The following is a 20,677-nucleotide window of genomic DNA, read 5'->3' on the forward strand; positions in this document are numbered from 1 at the left end:
GGCCCGTTTGTCTTAGCACTCGGTCACAATCGTGCTCAGCGGCAGGCGAGATTTTGGCAGCGCGGCGTTGAAATCTTCCACGCTGTGGTGTCCAACCGGGACCACCACCAGGCTGGTGAAGCCTTTCTCTTTCAGGCCAAACTCGTCGTCGAGGATGGCGGCGTCAAAACCTTCAATGGGTACGGCATCCAGGCCCAGCGCGGCCACGCCTAACAGGAAGTTACCGACGTTGAGGTAAACCTGTTTCGCCATCCACTGGTCGTCATCTTTCAGATCCACGCGGTGCATATCGGCGAAATAGCAGCGACCTTTGTGATTCGCCGCTTTTGCTTCTGGGGTGTTGAAGCGACCGTCGGCCTCTTCCTGATCGACGACGCGCTCAAGCCACGCATCGTCCATGGCGGTTTTCGCGCAGAACACCACCACATGAGAGGCGTCCATCATTTTGCGTTCGTTGAACACGTAAGTGCCTGCCGCAGATTTGGCCACGCGCGCTTTACCTTCCTCAGTGCTGGCAATAATAAAATGCCACGGCTGGGAGTTCGTGCTGGACGGGCTGTACTGCAGCAGTGTTTTGATCTTCTCCGCTTCTTCAGCGGTCAGTTTCTTGCTTGGGTCAAACGCCTTGGTGGAGTGGCGTTTCAGGGCAACGGAAATGATATCCATAACAACTCCTGGTGATAAAATTCGCCCGCGTGCGGGCGCGAAAAGGAGTGCAGATTACCGTGCGAAGCGGGAAAAGATAAGTGCATTTTGAGCGCTTAATCTGTTCGTCTCAGACGAACAATCAGCGCGGCCTGATCCATTTCTGGTCTTTTTTCGGCAGCTTATCGACGACCAGATTCCAGGAATCGTTGATGAGATCGGCCACCAGTTCCGGCGTAACATCGTCGGTGCCGTAGAGTGAAATCCAGTGCTTTTTATTGAGATGATACCCCGGCTCAACGCCGCGGTAGATCTGCTGGTTTAACAGGGATTTTTCCGGATCGGATTTCAGGCTGACATGCGGTCGCCCGTGAGCAACCGCAACAATCATGAAAATTTTGCCACCCACTTTAAACACATCAAATTCCGGCCCGAACGGCCAGCAGTGTTCGGTGAACGGCAGTTCCAGCGCCACGCGTTTGGCGTGTTCCTGCAGCGATTTACTGTCCATCAATATCCTCGGAGGCGAGTCCACGCCACATGGCTTCAAAGCCCAGCGCTTTAAAATCGACGGCGCGGGACGGATCGCGGGTGGCAAATTCCATGGTGGTTTCGGCAAGCGATAAGAACATGGCATCACCAAAGGTACGAAACTCATCGGACATAAATACCGGACGCACTGCGCGACGGCACAGTTCATGCAGCTCCGGGAACATCTCCTGCACGGCCTGCTCCGTTTCTGCGCTGATCTTCTCGCTGACGCCAAGCTGGCGAATGGCGGCGTGAGCGACAGGATTACGGATGCCCCAGTCCACGTAGCTGTTCCAGATATTGCGGGTATGTTCTTTGGGGAGGGTGAGCGTGCGATCAAGCTCCGCCAGCATCGTCTGGCAGAGATCCTGCTTCAGGTGCAGATAGAGGGCATTCAGCAGATCGTCTTTGGTAGCAAAGTAGCGGAACAGTGTGCCTTCAGCGACGCCCGCGTTCCGGGCAATTAAGGCCGTTGAGGCGGCAATACCTGACTGTGCAAATGCAGCGGTTGCTGCGTCCAGTAAGGCCTGTTTTTTATCTTCACTCTTCGGACGTGCCACTAAATTGTTCCTCCTGTCAATTGTAAAAACCTTGATTGAAACACGTGCTTTGACAGGCTGCAACGCGCAATGTCAAAGATCGAAAACGTCTTGACGACTTTATCATCATATCTATAATGAGTGCTTACTCACTCATAATCAAGTTCAACCCGCGTAAACCATCGGATGGGGCGCGTTTTCGGGTCAGGATATGAAAAAGCCTCTATTCATCTGCGTGGTGTTCGTCATGATTATTGCTTCAGCTGCGAGTTTACCTTTTGTCCTGAATCCTGGATTTGGCCAGCCACCGCAGGGTGCGCAGCTTACCGAAGTGGAGGCCTCCCCGCAGTATCGCGACGGGAAATTCCACAATACGTTGCCGACACCGGGCTTCACCGGCGAGCAAAATATGCTGGTAGCGTGGTGGCAATTTCTGACCCGCAAAACCGAAAATGCCCGTCCCGCGCAGCCGCTGCCGCTGGTGAAAACCGATCTCGCCAGTCTGCCGCTGGAGCAGGACACGCTGGTCTGGCTCGGTCACTCGTCGTGGTATATGCAGCTGGCGGGTAAACGTATTCTGATCGATCCGGTGCTCAGTAACTATGCCGCGCCGTTCTCGTTCCTCAATAAAGCTTTTGCGGGCGAGTATCCCTGGCATGCGCAGAACATGCCGGAGATCGACCTGCTGATCATCTCCCACGATCACTACGATCATCTGGATTACGCCACCATCAGGGCGTTACTGCCGAAGGTGAAACGTGTGGTTACTCCGCTGGGCGTTGGATCTCATCTGCGCTACTGGGGCATGAAGCCGGAGATTATCGACGAGCGCGACTGGAACCAGTCGGTGCGCATCAGTGATGACTTATCGGTGCACGTCCTGCCGGCACGTCACTTCTCCGGACGCGGGATTAAACGCGATCAAACCCTGTGGGGGAGCTTTATGTTCGTCACGCCGGCGCAGAAAGTTTATTACAGCGGAGACTCCGGTTACGGCCCGCATTTCAGGGCCATCGGTGAGCAGTTTGGCGAGGTGGATTTAGCCATTATGGAAAACGGCCAGTACGATCGGGACTGGAAGTACATTCACATGATGCCGGCGGAAACGGCGCAGGCGTCGGCTGACATTAACGCGAAAGCTGTCGTGCCCGGTCATAACGGACGCTTTGTGCTGGCGAAACACACCTGGAACGATCCGCTGATCCAGCTGGCGCAGGCCAGCAAAGATAAAAATTATCGGCTACTGACGCCGGAGCTGGGTGAACCTGTTCACGTGAGTGATACCACGCAAACCTTTCGTGAGTGGTGGGAATAATGTTTAAGCGAGAAGCAGAGGGGGAGAGCAGTATGACCATTTCCGCTCAAGTCATCGACACCATCGTCGAGTGGATCGACGACAACCTGCACCAGCCATTACGTATCGAAGAGATCGCCCGCCACGCGGGTTACTCGAAATGGCATCTGCAGCGTTTGTTTATGCAGTATAAGGGCGAAAGTCTCGGGCGTTACATTCGCGAACGCAAGCTGCTGCTGGCAGCGCGTGACCTGCGTGAATCGGACGAGCGTGTCTACGATATCTGTTTGCGCTACGGCTTTGATTCGCAGCAGACGTTTACGCGTATCTTTACCCGTACCTTCAACCAGCCGCCTGGCGCGTACCGCAAAGAGAACCACAGCCGGACACACTGAACGTGTCGTTATGCAGAAATCCGACCGGGTAAGGCGCAGCCGCACCCGGTTTTTTTACTTACGATGCCAGTGAAAACCAGCGACGCCAGACGAAACGCAGGATGAAGAATTCGAGGGCGCCAAGCAGTAAAAACCACACGCAGAACAAAATGGTGTACAGCTGGTTAAGATCGACCATGTGGAAGATCGTCATCAGCTTTTTCGCCAGCACCAGCCCAAGCGACGGCGCAGGTAACAGCAGGCAGGAGAGCAGGGCCATCAACAAAATGCCCCCCGCTGTGAGCAGCGATTCTAACGGGTGTTTCATCTTAATGTTAATCGTCAGTTAAAAATGTCATTGTCCGGCATCGCGGAACGTAAAGCAATATAAACCCGGCAGACGTTTTTTGTTAAATAAAATGCACTTTTCTGCGAATAAATAACAGAAAGAGAATAATCTCTCAGAAGCGATTAAATTATTATCGCGTTATGTAAATAAATGTCCTTGTCATGCAAATAATTTTACAAACATATAAGTGCTATATCCAATTAACGTGGCAATAACAATGGCTGCGACAATGTATAACGCCAGGCGGCGTGCGCGATAAATACCAAACATGGTTCCTCCTCGTTTAGCGTTGGTTTAGAAATATTTTGTAAAAATCATCGTATTCGAATAATATTTATTAGTTTTGAATATCCCGGCAGTAATTATATTGCGGTAGATCAATTCTACCCGCAAGCCTTAAAAATGAATTTATTAAAGCCAGAAAGGAATTCAGGCTTCCGTCCACCGTATATTGAAGGAAAAATACGATGACCAAAAAAAATCTCTCTCAGAACATGCCACCTGCTGGTGGGCAGGCGTATCAGCAGACCGTTGAGCAAGTGCTTGCTAACAAGCAGAGCCAGGCAAGCGGCCTCGACCGTGCTGAAGCGCAGGCACGTCTGCATCAGTATGGCCCTAACGCGTTGCCGGAGAAAAAAGGCAAGCCCGCCTGGCTACGTTTTCTCGCCCATTTTAACGATGTGCTGATTTACGTTCTGCTTGCCGCGGCGGTATTAACCGCAGTTATGGGCCACTGGGTCGATACGCTGGTTATCCTCGGTGTGGCGGTAATCAACGCGTTAATTGGCCATATTCAGGAAAGCAATGCGGAAAAATCCCTGAAGAGTATTCGCAATATGCTCTCCAGCGAAGCGCGCGTCATTCGCAATGGCAATCATGAAACGCTACCGACAACTGAAATAGTCCCGGGCGATATTATTGTATTACGCGCGGGCGATCGTATTCCGGCGGATATGCGTTTAATCGAAGCGCATAATTTACGCGTGGAAGAGGCTATTCTGACCGGCGAATCTACCGTGGTGGATAAACACATTAATCCGCTGACCGGTGAATTACCGCTGGGCGACCGCACTAACCTGGTCTTTTCCGGTACGACCGTGAGTGCAGGGGGCGGCATTGGCGTGGTCATTGCCACCGGGCAAGAGACTGAACTTGGCCACATTAACCAGATGATGGCGGGTATTGAAAAGCATCGTACGCCGCTGCTGGTGCAGATGGACAAGCTGGGGAAAGCGATCTTCGCCATTATTCTGGCGATGATGGCGGCACTGTTTGTCTTCAGCCTGGTGTTCCGCGAAATCCCCATGGGCGAGCTGCTGCTCTCTCTGATTAGCCTGGCGGTCGCGTCCGTGCCGGAAGGTCTGCCAGCCATTATTTCTATCATCCTTTCTCTTGGCGTGCAGGCGATGGCACGCAAGCGGGCGATTATCCGCAAGTTGCCAACGGTTGAAACCCTGGGGGCGATGACCGTGGTCTGCTCGGATAAAACCGGCACCCTGACCATGAACGAGATGACGGTGAAAGCCATCATTACTGCCGACAGTTGCTACCGCGTGGACGGTAACAGCTACGAGCCGGTGGGGAACATTTACCTGGAAGGCAGCGACGAGCCGATGCAGATCCAGCCGGGCACCGTGCTGGAGCAGTACCTGCGCACTGTCGATCTCTGTAATGACAGCCAACTGATTCAGGACGAACGCGGTCTGTGGGGCATCACCGGTGGGCCGACCGAAGGGGCGCTGAAGGTGCTGGCGGCGAAGGCGCATCTTGAGCCGGTGATGACCACCCTGATTAACAAGATCCCGTTCGATTCGCAGTACAAGTACATGAGCACCCACTATCAGATTGGTCACGAGGAGCACATCCTGATTACCGGCGCGCCGGACGTGATTTTCGCGCTGTGTAAACAGCAGCAGGCCCGTAACGGCGCTGAAGCGTTCGACCGCGCTTACTGGGAAACCGAGATGGAGCGCTATGCACGCCAGGGGCTGCGTATGGTTGCCGCGGCGTTCAAACCGGCGAACGGTGAGCAGGCGCTGACGCATGACGATCTGAATCACGGGCTGATCTTCCTCGGTATTGCCGCAATGATGGATCCACCGCGTCCTGAAGCGATTGATGCGATTCATGCCTGCCAGCAGGCCGGGATCCGCGTGAAGATGATCACCGGGGATCACCCGCAGACGGCAATGAGCATCGGTCAGATGCTCGGGATCACCAACAGCGAGCAGGCGGTGACGGGCTACCAACTGGAGAAAATGGACGACGCTGAGCTTGCAGACGCCGCGGTGAAATATGACATTTTCGCCCGTACCAGCCCGGAGCATAAGCTGCGCCTGGTGAAAGCCCTGCAGGACAAGGGTGAGATCGTGGGCATGACCGGCGACGGTGTGAATGACGCTCCGGCGTTGCGCCAGGCGGACGTGGGCATCGCAATGGGCATCAAAGGCACCGAAGTGACCAAAGAGGCGGCGGATATGGTCCTGACCGACGATAACTTCGCCACCATCGCCAGCGCGGTAAAAGAGGGGCGTCGCGTTTACGACAACCTGAAGAAAACCATTCTGTTCATTATGCCGACCAACCTGGCGCAGGGGTTGCTGATTGTTATTGCGCTGCTGGCAGGGAACATTATCCCGCTGACGCCGGTACTGATTTTGTGGATGAACATGGCAACCTCCGCCACGCTCTCCTTTGGCCTGGCCTTTGAAGCCGCCGAGCGCAACATCATGAAGCGTCCGCCGCGTCAGACCGGACAGCACGTGATGGATGCGTACGCCGTATGGCGCGTGGCCTTCGTCGGGACCATGATTGCCATCGCCGCCTTTGCGCTGGAAGCCTGGCTGGCACCGCGCGGCCACAGCGCGGAGTTCATCCGTACCGTGCTGCTGCAGATGCTGGTCTGCGCCCAGTGGGTATACATGATTAACTGCCGCAACACTGAAGGGTTCTCCCTGAACCGTGGCCTGCTGGCGAACAAAGGGATTTGGCTGGTCACAGGCGTGTTGTTCCTGCTCCAGGCGGCAATCATCTACCTGCCGTTTATGCAGATGCTTTTCGGTACGGAAGCGCTGCCTCTGCGCTACTGGTTCGTCACGCTGGCGGTAGCCGCGGTGATGTTCTTCGTTGTTGAAATCGAGAAGCGACTGACCCGCAGGTTCCGTAAGGCTGCATAACCTTTTGCCCTCACCTTAACCCTCTCCCGCCGGGAGAGGGGATGCTGACCTCCCTTTCATTGGGCAGAGGGCCGGGGTGAGGGAAACACATCAGAGGTACATCCCCATGAAATTCCCGCTCCTGTTCGTCCTCCTCGCCCTCTTTCAACCCGCGTTTGCTGCTGCCATTCCGGTTCGCGTGGCGGTTGTGGAGCAAACGACCCACGCCGCTGAACGGCACGTGCCTGGCCGCATTGAAGCCATTCATACCGTCGAGATAAGAGCACGCACGGAAGGCGTGATTACCCAGGTTCATTTTCGCGACGGACAATACGTGAAAAAAGGTGACGTGCTGTTTGAGCTGGACGATGCCGAGCCACGCGCCGCCGTGCGTCTGGCACAGGCTGAGGTAAAGAGCGCGGAAGCCACGCTGCGTCAGGCGCAGCAGCAGCTTTCACGCTTTGAAAGCCTGGGCAACAGCAATGCCATCAGCCGTCACGACGTGGATAACGCGCGCATGCAGCGCGATGTCGCCAGCGCTGCGCTGGAGCAGGCGAAAGCTCGCCTCGAAACCCGTAACGTGACGCTGGCGTACACGCGCATCACATCGCCGATTGATGGCCGCGTGGGGCACAGCCAGTTCCATGCCGGCAGCCTGGTGAACCCGTCAAGCGGCGTGCTGGTGGATGTCGTGCAGCTTGATCCGATCCGTATCGCCTTTGCGCTGGAAGAGGGGGCGTTTGCCACCAAAGCCGGACAACATGCGGATATCAGCGCCCTGAAGCGCGCCTGGCAGGCGCGGATTGACAGCAATGGTCAGCGCCTGAGCGGTGAACTGACCTCCGTGGACAATCGTATCGACCCGCGTACCGCCAGCGTGATGCTGCGCGCCGAATTTGCCAACCCGCGCCATCAGCTGCTGCCGGGCGGCAATGTGAATGTCTACCTGCGTCCGGCAAGCGCGCAGCCGGTGCTGACAGTGTCCGCTGCGGCGGTACAGCAAAACGGCGAGGGATTCTTTGCCTGGGTGGTTAACGCAGAAGGCAAAGCCGAAAAACGCCCGCTGAAGATTGCCGGACAGATTGGCCAGCAGTTTGAGATTTCATCCGGCTTACATCCCGGTGAGCGAGCGATCACCGACGGTGCCCAGCGCGTACAGCCTGGCGCAGCCGTCCAGATACTGAATTAAGGAGCCATCATGCTGACGTTTTTCATCAAACGCCCGCGCTTCGCGATGGTGATTGCGCTGGTGATAACCCTGCTGGGTGCCATCGCGCTGAAGATTATCCCGGTGGAGCAGTACCCGCAGATCACCCCACCGGTGGTGAATGTCTCCGCCAGCTGGCCCGGTGCCAGTTCGGCTGACGTGGCGGAAGCCATTGCCACGCCGCTGGAGACTCAGCTTAACGGCGTGGATCACATGCTCTATATGGAATCCACCAGTTCCGATGAAGGTGCCTACAGCCTGAACATCACATTTGCGGCAGGGACCGATCCGGATCTGGCCGCCATCGACGTGCAAAACCGCGTGGCGCAGGCTGTGGCGCAATTGCCCACCGAGGCGCAGCAAAACGGCGTGCAAGTGCGTAAACGCGCTACCAATCTGATGATGGGGGTAAGCCTTTACTCACCGGACAATACCCACACGCCGCTTTTCGTCAGTAACTACGCCAGCACGCAGGTGCGTGAAGCGCTGGCGCGTTTGCCGGGCGTCGGGCAGGTGCAGATGTTTGGCGCACGCGACTACAGCATGCGTATCTGGCTGCGTCCGGATCGCATGAACGCCCTGAACGTGACCACCGATGACGTGGCTCAGGCGTTACGCGAGCAGAACGTCCAGGGGGCGGCAGGCCAGGTCGGAACGCCGCCGGTGTTTAACGGCCAGCAGCAAACCCTGACGATTAACGGCCTGGGGCGTTTAAATCAGGCTGAGGACTTTGCGGACATCATTATCCGTGCGGGGGAGATGGGCCAGCTGGTGCGCCTGAAAGATGTCGCCGCGATTGAACTGGGGTCGCGCAGCTACAGCTCCGGCGCCCAGCTGAACGGGCATGACTCCGCCTATCTTGGCATCTACCCTACGCCGTCCGCCAACGCCCTGCGCGTAGCCGATGCGGTTCGCGCGGAGCTGGCGCGACTCTCTGCACGTTTCCCGGACGATCTGACCTATGAAGTAAAATTTGATACCACCACCTTTGTCGCCGCGACCATCAAGGAGATTGGTGTCTCGCTGGCGCTGACCCTGCTCGCCGTCGTGGTGGTGGTTTCCTTATTTCTGCAGAGCTGGCGTGCGACGCTGATTGTGGCGCTCGCTATTCCAGTGTCGCTGGTCGGCACCTTTGCGGTGCTCTATACCCTCGGTTATTCGGCCAACACGCTCAGCCTGTTCGCCATTATTCTGGCGCTTACCATGGTGGTGGATGACGCCATTGTGGTGGTGGAGAGCGTTGAAACGCTAATGGCGGAAGGGCAAAGCCGCACGGCGGCTACCGCACAGGCGCTGCGCCAGATTGCCGGGCCGGTGATTGCCACCACCCTGGTGCTGCTGGCGGTGTTTGTGCCGGTGGCGCTGCTGCCGGGGATCGTGGGGGAGTTGTATCGCCAGTTCGCAGTCACGCTCTCCACCGCCGTCACGCTCTCAAGCCTGGTGGCGCTGACCCTGACGCCAGCGCTCTGTGCGCTGTTGCTGCTCCCGCGCCCGAAGAAGCCAGCCGCGGTTTACCGCGTTTTCAACCGCGGACTGGATACCACGCGCACCGTTTATACCCGCATCGTTAACTGCATTAACCTCCGTCCGTGGCTGGTGCTGCTGGCAACGGCCGGTGCGGCGGGCGTGGTGGTGTTCAGCTTTATGTCAATGCCAAAGGGCTTCCTCCCGCAGGAAGATCAGGGCTACTTCTTCGCCAGCGTGCAACTGCCGGAAGCGGCGTCGCTGGAGCGTACCGAAGCGGTGATGACCACCGCGCGGGAGCTTATCGCCAGACACCCTGCGGTCGAGGATGTGATTCAGGTCTCCGGTTTTAACATTCTCAACGGTACCAGCGCGTCTAACGGCGGGTTTATCTCCATCATGCTGAAGACATGGAGTGAGCGTCCGCCGCTTGATGAGGTGATGGGAACGCTGCAGCGTCAGCTGCTGGCGCTGCCGGAAGCGACCATCATGACCTTCGCCCCGCCGACGTTGCCGGGGTTGGGCAACGCCTCCGGCTTCGACCTGCGTATTCAGGCCCAGGCGGGGCAAAGCCCGGCGGAGCTGGAACGCGTTACCCGCAACGTTCTGATAAAAGCTAACCAGCATCCGCAGCTTAACCGGGTGTTTACCACCTGGAGCAGCAACGTGCCGCAGCTGACGCTGACCGTTGATCGCGAGCGCGCTGCCCGCCTCGACGTGCCGGTCTCGCGCATCTTCAGCAGCCTGCAAACCGCCTTTGGCGGCACGCGTGCCGGGGATTTTAGCGTTAACAACCGCGTCTACCACGTGGTGGTACAGAACGAAATGCAGTGGCGCGAGCGTGCCGGGCAAATCAGCGAATTGTTCGTGCGTAGCAATAACGGTGAGCGGGTGCGTCTGAGTAATCTTGTCACGATTACCCCGACCGTTGGCGCACCGTTCCTGCAGCAGTATAACCAGTTCCCGTCGGTGTCAGTGAGCGGGTCGGCAGCAGACGGCGTGAGCAGCAGCACGGCGATGGTCGTGATGAGCGAGCTTCTGGCGGAAAACCTGCCTGCCGGGTACGACTATGCCTGGAGCGGGATGTCTTATCAGGAGCAGCAGACCGGAAATCAGGCCATCTGGATTGTCCTGGCCGCGGTGGTTATGGCGTGGCTGTTCCTTGTCGCGCAGTATGAGAGCTGGACGCTGCCCGCGAGCGTGATGCTCTCAGTCCTGTTCGCCATCGGTGGCGCGCTGGTGTGGCTGTGGATCGCGGGATACGCCAACGATGTGTATGTGCAGATTGGCCTGGTGCTGTTAATCGCGCTGGCAGCCAAGAATGCGATCCTGATCGTCGAGTTTGCCCGCGCACGGCGTAATGAGGGGATGGCGATTGTCGATGCGGCCCGTGAAGGCGCCTCACGCCGCTTCCGGGCGGTGATGATGACGGCGGTGTCATTTATTATCGGTGTGCTACCGATGATGCTGGCGTCCGGGGCAGGGGCGCAGAGCCGCCGCATCATTGGCACCACGGTGTTCAGCGGGATGCTGGTGGCCACCGTGGTCGGCATTCTGTTTATCCCGGCGCTGTTTGTGCTGTTCCAGCGCCTGCGTGAGTGGGGGCATCGCCTTACGGACTCGTCGCCCACAGCTCGCAATGTTTCTGAACCAGAGAAATAAGCGAACCGCCGTCTGCGATAAAATCGCGCATGCGCTGCGCCTCGCTCTTGCCCTGTTTTAACATCAGGGCTATTTCCTTAATCGCGCTCGTCGCGCCGAGCTTCTCGGCCGACGGCGCAACCTGCTCCAGCAGCCACCCAATATCTTCCGCCACGGTTTTGTGCTCGCCAGTCTGCACGTCCGTCAGAATGCCCTCTAACCCGTAACGACATGCCTGAAAACGGTTAAAGCGGTACAGCAGAAAATCCTTTTCCTGATGCTTATAGGGCCGCGTGGTCAGCAGCCAGTGAGACGTCGCCTGAATCAACCCGGCGATGTTGATCGCGTGGCCGAGCGTCAGCGGTGTATCCATCACCCGCACTTCGACCGTGCCAAAATGCGGGCTGGGGCGAATATCCCAGTGCAAATCTTTAATGCTGTCGATCATGCTGGTGGCGCTCAGACGACGAAACAACCCTTCGAACTCCTGCCAGTTGTTCACCCACGGCATCTGTCCATTATCCGGAAATCCCGAGAAGATATTGAGTCGCGACGAGGCGAACTTCGTGTCCGTACCCTGCATATAGGGTGAGGACGCCGCCAGAGCAATAAAGTGGGGGACAAAGCGCGACAAACCATGCAGCAGATAAATAGCGTCGTCGCCGGTCCGACACCCGACATGCACGTGCTGGCCGAATACCGTCGCCTGCAAAATCAGATAGCCAAACCGTTCGAGCGTGACGTTATAGCGCTCGTCATCGCACACCTCCTGACGCTGCCACTTCTGGAAAGGGTGCGTCCCACCGCCGCAGATCTGAATATGCTGCTCCGCAGCGGCGCGCAGAATACTTTGCTGCATCACCGAGATTTGTGCGGCGGCCTGATCAATGTTCTGACACACGCCGGTGGCGATTTCGAGCATGCTCTCGGTGATATCGTGCTTCACTTCCCCGCCTTTGATGTCGTCTTTGACGGCAGCGATAAGGGCGGAGGAGTCCTGGCTCAGATCGTACCCCGGCGGGTTAACCACCTGCAGTTCAAGTTCAATACCAAGGGTATAAGGTTCAGAGGAATGGAAATCGGGTAATGGCATGGTGCACTCCGTTGTCGTAGATGAAATGAGTATAGACAACGGGTATGGCTCCCACTTCAGGCGGTGGTATAAAGTGACGTGTGGCGGCTATGCTGAACGCCACGGCACACTGATTAGGGCTTTAGCGACCAGGGGAGTTAACAATGTCTGACTATCCAACCATTGCGCTGATTGGACCCGGTGCAATCGGAACCACTATCGCTGCGGTGCTGCATGAGGCTGGCCGCACGCCGCAACTGTGCGGACGTACCGCACACCCGCAATTACGTTTGCGGCACGATGAGGGTGAAATCGTGGTACCCGGTCCGGTATTAACCGATCCGACGGTCATCGATCGTCCGTACGATCTGGTTTTTATCGCAGTGAAAACGACCCAGAACGCCGACAGCGCGGGATGGCTGAACGCGCTGTGCGATGAAAACACGGTGGTTTGCGCGTTGCAAAACGGCGTCGAGCAAAAGGCCCAGCTTGCACCGTGGGTCAATGGCGCGACGGTACTGCCGTCGGTGGTCTGGTTCCCGGCGCAGCGTGAGCCGGATGCCTCCGTCTGGCTGCGGGCCAGTCCGCGGTTGACGCTGCCGGATGTGCCGCAGGCAAAACGGGTGGCTGATGCGCTGAACGGCACTCGCTGCGCGGTAGACTTGTCGGCAGATTTTCTTACCGTCGCATGGCGCAAGCTGCTGCAAAATGCGGTTGCAGGCCTGATGGTGCTTGCGAATCGTCGTGCCGGGATGTTCTCCCGTGAGGATATCAGCGAGCTGGCGCTGGCGTATTTGCGCGAGGGGCTTGCCGTGGCCCGAGCAGAAGGCGCGGTGCTGCACGATGACGTTGCGCAGGAGATCCTGGCGAATTTCCAGCGCGCACCTGCCGATTTAGGCACGTCTATCCTCGCCGATCGTCAGGCCAACCGTCCCATGGAGTGGGATATCCGCAACGGCGTGATCCAGCGCTATGGTCGTGCTCACGGTATTCCCGTTCCGATTAGCGATGTGCTGGTTCCCCTGCTTGCTGCAGGCAGCGAAGGGCCGGGTTAACGGCCGCTGACTTTTCGTTCGGCAAAATAGTGCGCGGGCGTGGTGCCCATGGCTTTCCTGAACATGGTGATAAACGCATTCACGGATTCATACCCAAGCGTTGTCGCCACGTTCTGGACCGGGACACCGCTTGCCAGCTCCTGCAGGGCAATAATCAACTGCAGCTGCTGACGCCAGCGGCCAAAGCTCAGCCCGGTCTCGCGCGCCATCAAACGTGCAAAGGAGCGCTCGCTCAGCGCCAGCCGTTTCGCCCACGCTTTCAGGGTGCTTCTGTCGTCAGGATGGCTGACCAGCGCGTCGGCCATGGCACGTATTTTGGGATGGGCTGAAACGGGCAGGCTCAGCTTCTGCTGCGGCATGCTGGCGAGCTCATCAAGCGTCACTCTGGTCAGCCGCGCGGCATGGCTCTCTGGCGGATAATCAACGCGTTCATGCGTCAAACGGTCAACCAGCGCTTTGATTAACGGGGAAATGGCCAGCGTGCAGCATTTCTCCGGCAGCGCGGCGGCACCGGGCTCAATAAACAGATAGTTGAGATGAGCATTCCAGGTCGCTTTGGCGCTGTGTGCGATCCCGCCAGGGATCCAGACGGCACAGTCTGGCGGCACGATCCAGATATCATTTTCCGCATGACAAATCACCGCGCCATACAAAGCAATAATCAGCTGCCCCTTACGGTGGGTGTGCACCGGCACTTCCGCGGCGTACTCCACGAAATCCAGATGTCGGGCTACGGCCGGGCATGCGGTGGCGTCAGGATCGAAGAGCGTATTGGCAAGTTGAGGTTTCACGTTTCTGGCAACATTTAGGTATTTTTTGACAGAATAGAGTATTTAAGCGGGTTCGCAAGCCAGTAATAATTCTGGCATGAACATATTAAACGCTTTTCATTTTCATTCGTGGCGCACCATACGTGAGCGGTTTTCTCCCGTGCTGCGTAACGATGCCAGCGCGTTGCTCTATTCCGCGAGAAGTTTTGCAGCGGCGATGCTCGCTTACTACATTGCGCTGTCGATAGGCCTCGAACGTCCATCGTGGGCCATTATTACCGTCTATATCGTGTCGCAGACGTCGGTAGGGGCCTCGCTGAGCAGAAGTCTCTATCGTCTGGCCGGCACCGTTGTGGGGGCCTGCGCCACCGTTGCGATCGTACCTGTCTTCGTCAATATGCCGATCCTCTGCAGCGTGATGCTATCGGGCTGGATCACGTTCTGCCTCTATTTATCTCTGCTGGAGCGCACCCCGCGGGCGTATGCCTTTGTGCTGGCCGGGTACACTGCGAGCCTGATTGGTTTTCCTGCGGTATCCGACCCCGGCGGGATTTTTAATATCGCCATTATCCGTGTGCAGGAGATTGTCATTGGGATCTTCTGCGCGGCGCTGATACATCGCTATGTGTTACCCGCGCGTATCTCCGGCCTGTTCAACAGTAAGTTATCGCAAACCCTGCACGCCGCGCGTGAGCGGGTGGCTGACACCCTCGCAGGCAAACCCGTCGCGGTTTCAGACCCGCTGCATCTGGCGCTGGCGCTGCAGTTTCTGCAGGGCATAAGCCATCATATTCCGTATGATTTTGCCCTGTCTGCTCCGGTGCGGCAGGGCAGAAAGGCTATCCATGACCGGCTGGCGCGGCTGGTCATCGTCAACTGTGAATTACGCGATCGCTTACCGGCGACGGTGCCTGCCGGGTTGCAGGTATTGCTCGACGACGTTCAGGCCTGGCTGGGGGATGAAGATGCTGCACGCAACAGCACGGCAGATGCGTTAATAGCACGCAGTGAACAGCTCGCAGAGCGCTACGCTGCAGAGGCCCGGACGATGAACGACGCGCTGCTGGCCAGTTTTGTCCGTTATCTGACGCAGGCCATTACGCTGTTGCAGCAGTGCGAACGTCTTTCTGATGCCATCCACCATGCGAAGCCCGCCCACGGACTGACGGCGGGCAGGGCAGTTAAAGGGTATGTTTTTCACCGCGATCCTCTTACTGCCGCCCGCACCTCGCTGGGCGCGTTCGCCATCATCCTGAGCGGCTGCCTGGTCTGGATCTTCTCCGCCTGGCCCGATGGCAGCACGGCGGTCTCTATCCTTGGGGTCTGCTGCACGCTGTTTGGCAGTTTCGACACCCCGGCTCCGCACATTGTGAAATACATTATTGGCTCGTTCTGGGGCGTATTGATTAGCCTGCTGTACAGCTTTGCGCTGCTTCCGCAGGTGAGCGATTTCCCCGTGCTGGTGGCCGTGCTGGCGCCGGTATATTTGCTGGCCGGGTCGCTTCAGGCACGTCCTCCCACCACGTTTATGGCAATGGGGATCACCCTGACGCTGCCGGTATTGTGCGAGCTGGGTGCCCACTACAGCGGAGATTTTGCCACGGCGGCCAATACCGCCATTGCGCTGTTTGCCGCAACCGGCTTTGCTGTTATCAGCATGAGCCTGCTGCAAACCGTGCAGGCCGACGCGGCCATCGCACGTCTGCACACGCTGTGCCAGCGCGATATTCGTCGCAGCGTGAAGGGCAAGCTTCTGCTGGATGAGACGCACTGGACCAATCTGATGATTGACCGCGCTGCCCTGTTACTGCCGCGCCTGCAGCGCAGCGGACGTGCCTCAGAGCAGGTGCTTAACCCGCTGCTGCGCACGCTGCGCACCGGCCTTTCGGTGATGCATTTACGCCGCTGCGATATGCCCGCGAGCAGAGAGATCAGCGCGCGTCTGTATCACCTGAACGACACCGACGCCTTGCGTGAACACATCGCCGACCACATCCGCCTCTGTTTGCCTGCCGCAGATGCACAAACGCGCCAGTTTGTCGGCCATCTGGTGGATTTACATTGCGCATTACGGAGGGCAGACGATGGTCAATGATCTGAATATCGGGGGCGTTTTTATCCCGGGACTGCTTGTCACCGCGCTCGCGGCGCTGGCCTGCACGCTGGCACTCATCGCGCTTTTATCGCTCAGCAGGCTCTACCGTCGTTTGCCTTTTCGCCCGCTGCTGGACGTTTCAACTTATCTGGTCACCTTTTTCCTGCTGATGCAGGGCCTGACCGCGCTGGGGTTATTTAGATGAAATCATTACTTTCTCTGGTCGGTCGCTATGCACTGACGTTATGTGCCGTCGCGGCGGCCACGCTTCTGGCTTTTATGATGTGGAAACATTATGCGCAAACGCCCTGGACCCGCGACGGCCGGGTACGGGCGGATGTGGTACAGATTGCGCCGGACGTATCCGGGCCGGTAATCCGCGTGGCCGTCCGGGATAACCAGTGGGTTAACCGGGGCGATGTGCTCTACGCTATCGACCCGCACTGGCTCACGCTGGCGGTGGCCAGCGCGCAGGCTGAGGTGGAATCCAGACGGCATGAGATGGTGATGCGACAGGATGCCGCCAGACGACGTGCACAGATTAAAGCCGCGATTTCCAGCGAGGATTTACAGCAAACGGGCAGCGCCGCGAACGTCGCGGTGGCGAATTATCACGGTGCGCTGGCTGCGCTGGAGCTGGCCGAGCTTAATTTGTCCCACGCCACCGTACGGGCTCCCGTCTCGGGTTATATCACCCATCTGCGGCTTCGCCCGGGGGACTATGCCACCGCCGGGGAGACTAAGGTCGCCATCGTCGATGCGCACAGTTTCTGGGTGGTGGGGTATTTCGAGGAGACCAAACTTCGCCATATTCGCGTTGGGGACACGGCGCATATCGTGTTGATGGGCTATGAACCGGTGATTGCCGGGCATGTTGAGAGCATCGGCCATGGGATCGGTGATAACAACGATGAGACGGGCGGGCTTGGGCTTCCCGACATCGAGCCGACGTTTAGCTGGGTGCGGCTGGCGCAGCGCGTCCCGGTGCGCATACATATTGATGCATTGCCGAAGGGGATTGAGCTGGTAGCCGGGTTGTCGGCGAGCGTGGAGGTGGTGCCGGAATGAGGGGCGTCAGCGTACTGAAGGGAAATCCGATCGGTGAGCGCTCTTGAGCAAAAAAACCTTACCGCCCGGCAGAGAGGCGGTAAGGACAGGCAAAGTGGCATAAAAGAGAGGAAAAATACCTGAAATGAGGGTGATGAAACTGTCTGTCAACGTGCCTTACAGGACGTAGCGCACGCCGAATACAAATTCATTGTTCACCAGGCGTCCACGCAGGTTTTCATCCTGCAGGTTACGGGCGTTGACAAAGGTGTTACGGCCGCTTTCGATATTGCCCATATCGACATAACGATAAGTGGCGTACAGGGTCAGATCGTCAATAACTTCATAAGACGCACCAGCACCCACGGAGTAGGTAAAGTTGGTTTGCGTGTTGCCAGCGAACTCGCGGGTGTCATTACCCTGCCAGCCACCCACTTTCACTTTCGCCACACCGGCACCCGCCGTTGCGTACAGGGCGAATTTATCGGTGATCATAAAGTCACGATAAACGTTGAGCATTGCACGTTCAGAATCAACTTTCATGTGGTTGAAACTGGTCGCAAACGTGGAAGAGCCGCTGGTGAATTCTGTTTTTTCTTTAAACACATATTCCGCTTCGGTACGCCAGTTATTGCCGAACTGATAGCCAGCGGCCACGGAACCGTTCAGCTTGTGCTCTTTTTCGTCCCCGGCCACAAATGAACCGATCCCCGGGCGTTCGCTCAGGTTCATGCTCTTGGCCTTCTGATGGGTGTCAATCAGGTTCAGGGCGCCGTAATAGCCTTCTTTAACGTTTTCGGCAGCCAGTACCGGGCCGGAAGCGCACAGTGAAATCACAGAGGCGAATAAAACACGTGGCGTTACGTTCATAATAAGTTCCTTTTTTATCTTTCCGATAAATGACAGATAGCTTTACTTATTTCAGCTTTTTAATAGCGTCGAGTGCACAGGCTTCATCAATATCACCGCTCGGCGCGCCGCCAATACCAATGGCACCGATGGTGGCGTTATTTTCTTTAACCGGTACGCCGCCAGCCAGTAATAAGAAACCAGGGATATCGCCGAGGTTTTTCGCCGCCGGATACTTATTTGAGTTTTCCAGAAGCTGGCTGGTCGCCGCTCCGCTGGACGCAGAGGTAAACGCTTTCTGATAGCTGGCTGTCAGGGTGTGTGGCCCGGCGTTATCCATACGCTGTACCGCACGAGTGAGACCTGCAGCATCGACAACCGTCACGCTAACGTTATAGCCTTTAGCGCTGCACGATTTAACGGCTTCGCTGGCGAGTACAGATGCCTGTTCCAGAGACAGGGTGGACTGCGTCAATGATTTAGCGTGCGCAGTCATGGTTAATGCTGTGAGCACAGGCAGAATAAGAAATGTCTTTTTCACAAGGAATACCTTTTAATTAATGAGGCGTAAATAATAAAAATAAAACGCCCGTGAGGTTGATCAGCAAGAGCATCAGAATAAGAAAACGCAGTTCTGTTGTAGTGGTCTCAAATAAATTATTTAACATGGCAACCTTCTTTATTTCAAAAACGTTGCCATGGTGACAACGGGGTCACTATATAAATTCCAGGTCAGTGAGATACATGAGGGCAGGATGATAGGCGTGTAAGGGAAGGACTATAGGCGTGTAGTCCTTGTCGGTGAAAAACAGGACAGGCCAGGCGCAGGCGCCCGCTCGACAGCGTGTGAGGAAAAGTAAACCTGAGGTTAGCGTGGTGTGGTGAAGGCTGTAATCGCCTGATTCAGCGCCGCGATGTCCCTGAGCAGGGCCTGGAGGCGGGGCACAATTTCAGACTCGACGGGCAACGTTGTCCCTTCGCATGCCTTTTCAAGACTGCGACACTGCTGCGCTATCGCAGTTGCGCCAATGATATCGGCGGCACCGGCCAGGCGATGTATATGATACGCCAGCGCTGCCCAGTCGCCCTGACGGGCCAGCGTAAGGCAGGGTTGCATGTCGCGTTGGTTTTCATCCCGCGTGGCATTCAGCAGGGTGAACAATAAGGTATTGTCATCGCCGGTTAACGACCGAAGATTGTCCACACGGATAAACTGGCCGAGGCCTTCCGGGTCAGCAGATTTTGTGGTCGCCTCTTTTGGCGATACCCGCTGTAGACCCGCCTCCAGTTGCTTCAGATTGAGCGGTTTGAAAAGGCAGTCGTCCATACCTGCGGCAATACAGCGGCTACGCTCTTCGGGCTGAGCATTCGCGGTGAGACCAAGGATAATTAACGGTTTTTGCTGCTGTTCCCGTAACAGCCGGGTGAGGGTTAGCCCGTCCATCACCGGCATATTACAATCGGTGATGACCATATCAACCTGCTGTTCGCTCCAGCGCACAAGGGCTTGTTCGCCGTTTTCTGCCTCGACAACCTCATACCCCAGGCGGATCAATTGCTGCCTGAGCAGGAGCCGGCTTGCCGGGTGATCGTCTACAGTCAGTATGCGTAGCGGGCGTGCCGCCGAAGGGGATTCCGTCACATTTTTCCCTTTAAGACCCGGTGTTGGCTCATTCTATTTTGTTGCGCAGGGCAAAATCATAAATGTCTTTCGGGCTTTTAAGATCGAGCTTTTTCATCAGGCGGCTTTTATAGGTGCTGACCGTTTTATCACTGATCATCATTTCCCCGGCGATATCGACAATCCGGCTTCCTTTTGCCAGAAAATGCAGAACCTGCAGTTCCTTATCCGACAGACTGGCAATATTCCCTTTGTCATCCAGTGGAATATCCTCTGCGGCAATCTGGCGGGCGCGATTAATCGGGAAAAAACCATAGCCACTTTTGATTGCACGGATAGCGTCATGAAGTTCCGTCAGATTATTGCGCTTGCTAATAAACCCATCGGCACCCGCACCGGCACAACGCTTAATATAATGATCGTCATCTTTACCCGTCAGAACCAGGATCCCGCCTTTAAAATCATTCGCACGGAGTCGCTGAACAACGTTAATCCCATTGATTGTAGGAATATCGATATCGACAATAACCAAATCCGGAAGTAACTGACGTGCCTGTTGTAATGCCTTAAGGCCATCATCAGTCTCGCCGATCACCGTCATCCCGTCTTTTTCCAGCAACATTCTCACCGCCAGACGAGCAACCGGGTGGTCATCCACGATTAATACGCTATTCATTTTATCATCCTGGTTCAAAGGGCTTTGCCTGATGAACACAGGCATGAATATTATGCATAACTATACCATATCTGCAACGATATTACCCGCCGGTCAATAAGCGGGAAATAGCGCTATTTCAATGACATGAAAATTAGAGTGGTGGGTTTTTCTGGCATATTTGCTCGGCAGGAACGACGGGATAATCCTTTTTATATTGGCCCAAAAGTACCGTTTTTCGTTCTTCAGGTGACTCCTGTCTTTTACGTTAATACGAAATAATGCCTCCCGAACACAACACAGAGGGAGTTCTT

General features: G+C 56.5%; 19 protein-coding genes. 9 read left to right on the forward strand and 10 right to left on the reverse strand.

Features of this window, described 5'->3' with window-relative positions; translation table 11 throughout:
- Nucleotides 1–12: 12 nt before the first annotated feature.
- The 3 genes from nfsB to HV242_RS05270 form a co-directional block, all read right to left on the reverse strand.
- Nucleotides 13–666, reverse strand: a complete 654-nt coding sequence (gene nfsB / locus HV242_RS05260; RefSeq protein WP_047357037.1) for an oxygen-insensitive NAD(P)H nitroreductase — start codon at nt 664–666, stop codon at nt 13–15.
- A 121-nt stretch (nt 667–787) separates the two neighbouring features.
- Entirely contained in the window at nt 788–1,156 is a 369-nt protein-coding gene (locus HV242_RS05265) for an MmcQ/YjbR family DNA-binding protein (RefSeq protein WP_020885135.1), read from the reverse strand.
- Entirely contained in the window at nt 1,146–1,736 is a 591-nt protein-coding gene (locus tag HV242_RS05270; protein WP_020885134.1) for a TetR/AcrR family transcriptional regulator, read from the reverse strand. The genes HV242_RS05265 and HV242_RS05270 overlap by 11 nt, the downstream gene beginning before the upstream one ends.
- Nucleotides 1,737–1,926: 190 nt before the next feature.
- Here HV242_RS05270 and HV242_RS05275 point away from each other — a divergent pair, with 190 nt between their 5' ends.
- Both HV242_RS05275 and HV242_RS05280 read left to right on the forward strand, forming a co-directional pair.
- Nucleotides 1,927–3,030: an MBL fold metallo-hydrolase gene (locus tag HV242_RS05275; protein WP_050737440.1), complete on the forward strand. Its 1,104-nt coding sequence runs from the start codon at nt 1,927–1,929 to the stop codon at nt 3,028–3,030.
- A gap of 32 nt (nt 3,031–3,062) precedes the next feature.
- On the forward strand, nt 3,063–3,404 hold the full coding sequence (locus HV242_RS05280) for a RamA family antibiotic efflux transcriptional regulator (protein WP_020885132.1): 342 nt from the start codon (nt 3,063–3,065) through the stop codon (nt 3,402–3,404).
- A gap of 58 nt (nt 3,405–3,462) precedes the next feature.
- On the opposite strand, the gene HV242_RS05285 is transcribed toward HV242_RS05280, so the two are convergent.
- Nucleotides 3,463–3,711, reverse strand: coding sequence for a DUF1158 domain-containing protein (locus tag HV242_RS05285; protein WP_025204775.1), 249 nt, complete (start codon nt 3,709–3,711; stop codon nt 3,463–3,465).
- A 488-nt stretch (nt 3,712–4,199) separates the two neighbouring features.
- Here HV242_RS05285 and HV242_RS05290 point away from each other — a divergent pair, with 488 nt between their 5' ends.
- The 3 genes from HV242_RS05290 (at nt 4,200) to HV242_RS05300 (ending at nt 11,220) form a co-directional block, all read left to right on the forward strand.
- Nucleotides 4,200–6,908: a cation-transporting P-type ATPase gene (locus HV242_RS05290; protein WP_047744073.1), complete on the forward strand. Its 2,709-nt coding sequence runs from the start codon at nt 4,200–4,202 to the stop codon at nt 6,906–6,908.
- Between the two features lie 106 nt (nt 6,909–7,014).
- Nucleotides 7,015–8,076, forward strand: coding sequence for an efflux RND transporter periplasmic adaptor subunit (locus HV242_RS05295; protein WP_063858397.1), 1,062 nt, complete (start codon nt 7,015–7,017; stop codon nt 8,074–8,076).
- A 9-nt stretch (nt 8,077–8,085) separates the two neighbouring features.
- The gene (locus tag HV242_RS05300) at nt 8,086–11,220 is read left to right on the forward strand and encodes an efflux RND transporter permease subunit (RefSeq protein ID WP_181616913.1); all 3,135 of its coding nucleotides are present in this window, start codon (nt 8,086–8,088) and stop codon (nt 11,218–11,220) included.
- On the opposite strand, the gene HV242_RS05305 is transcribed toward HV242_RS05300, so the two are convergent.
- Nucleotides 11,171–12,292 carry a YbdK family carboxylate-amine ligase gene (locus HV242_RS05305; protein ID WP_040016833.1) on the reverse strand — a complete coding sequence of 374 codons (1,122 nt, stop codon included), beginning with the start codon at nt 12,290–12,292 and terminating at the stop codon, nt 11,171–11,173. The genes HV242_RS05300 and HV242_RS05305 overlap by 50 nt on opposite strands.
- Before the next feature lie 143 nt (nt 12,293–12,435).
- Here HV242_RS05305 and HV242_RS05310 point away from each other — a divergent pair, with 143 nt between their 5' ends.
- Nucleotides 12,436–13,326, forward strand: coding sequence for an oxidoreductase (locus HV242_RS05310; protein ID WP_032677591.1), 891 nt, complete (start codon nt 12,436–12,438; stop codon nt 13,324–13,326).
- Here the strand turns inward: HV242_RS05310 and HV242_RS05315 are convergent.
- On the reverse strand, nt 13,323–14,117 hold the full coding sequence (locus tag HV242_RS05315) for an AraC family transcriptional regulator (protein ID WP_025204769.1): 795 nt from the start codon (nt 14,115–14,117) through the stop codon (nt 13,323–13,325). The two genes, HV242_RS05310 and HV242_RS05315, sit on opposite strands and share 4 nt — an antisense overlap.
- Before the next feature lie 76 nt (nt 14,118–14,193).
- On the opposite strand from HV242_RS05315, the gene HV242_RS05320 reads away from it, so the two are divergent.
- The 3 genes from HV242_RS05320 to HV242_RS05330 are packed head-to-tail and all read left to right on the forward strand — an operon-like array spanning nt 14,194 to nt 17,259.
- On the forward strand, nt 14,194–16,191 hold the full coding sequence (locus HV242_RS05320; RefSeq protein WP_160890639.1) for an FUSC family protein: 1,998 nt from the start codon (nt 14,194–14,196) through the stop codon (nt 16,189–16,191).
- On the forward strand, nt 16,181–16,396 hold the full coding sequence (locus tag HV242_RS05325) for a DUF1656 domain-containing protein (RefSeq protein ID WP_020885123.1): 216 nt from the start codon (nt 16,181–16,183) through the stop codon (nt 16,394–16,396). The genes HV242_RS05320 and HV242_RS05325 overlap by 11 nt, the downstream gene beginning before the upstream one ends.
- On the forward strand, nt 16,393–17,259 hold the full coding sequence (locus tag HV242_RS05330; protein WP_063858399.1) for an efflux RND transporter periplasmic adaptor subunit: 867 nt from the start codon (nt 16,393–16,395) through the stop codon (nt 17,257–17,259). The genes HV242_RS05325 and HV242_RS05330 overlap by 4 nt, the downstream gene beginning before the upstream one ends.
- Nucleotides 17,260–17,415: 156 nt before the next feature.
- On the opposite strand, the gene HV242_RS05335 is transcribed toward HV242_RS05330, so the two are convergent.
- The 4 genes from HV242_RS05335 to HV242_RS05350 form a co-directional block, all read right to left on the reverse strand.
- A complete protein-coding gene (locus HV242_RS05335; protein WP_074172480.1) occupies nt 17,416–18,108 on the reverse strand; it encodes an outer membrane protein in 693 nt (230 codons plus the stop codon).
- Between the two features lie 46 nt (nt 18,109–18,154).
- Nucleotides 18,155–18,628, reverse strand: coding sequence for a GlcG/HbpS family heme-binding protein (locus tag HV242_RS05340; RefSeq protein ID WP_020885120.1), 474 nt, complete (start codon nt 18,626–18,628; stop codon nt 18,155–18,157).
- A 327-nt stretch (nt 18,629–18,955) separates the two neighbouring features.
- Nucleotides 18,956–19,729, reverse strand: a complete 774-nt coding sequence (locus HV242_RS05345; protein WP_074172481.1) for a response regulator — start codon at nt 19,727–19,729, stop codon at nt 18,956–18,958.
- Nucleotides 19,730–19,757: 28 nt separating this feature from the next.
- Nucleotides 19,758–20,384 (reverse strand): response regulator, encoded by a 627-nt coding sequence (locus HV242_RS05350; RefSeq protein WP_032681506.1) that lies wholly within the window; start codon nt 20,382–20,384, stop codon nt 19,758–19,760.
- Between the last annotated feature and the right edge of the window lie 293 nt (nt 20,385–20,677).

The organism is Enterobacter sp. RHBSTW-00593 (genome assembly GCF_013784105.1).
GTDB lineage: Bacteria > Pseudomonadota > Gammaproteobacteria > Enterobacterales > Enterobacteriaceae > Enterobacter > Enterobacter ludwigii.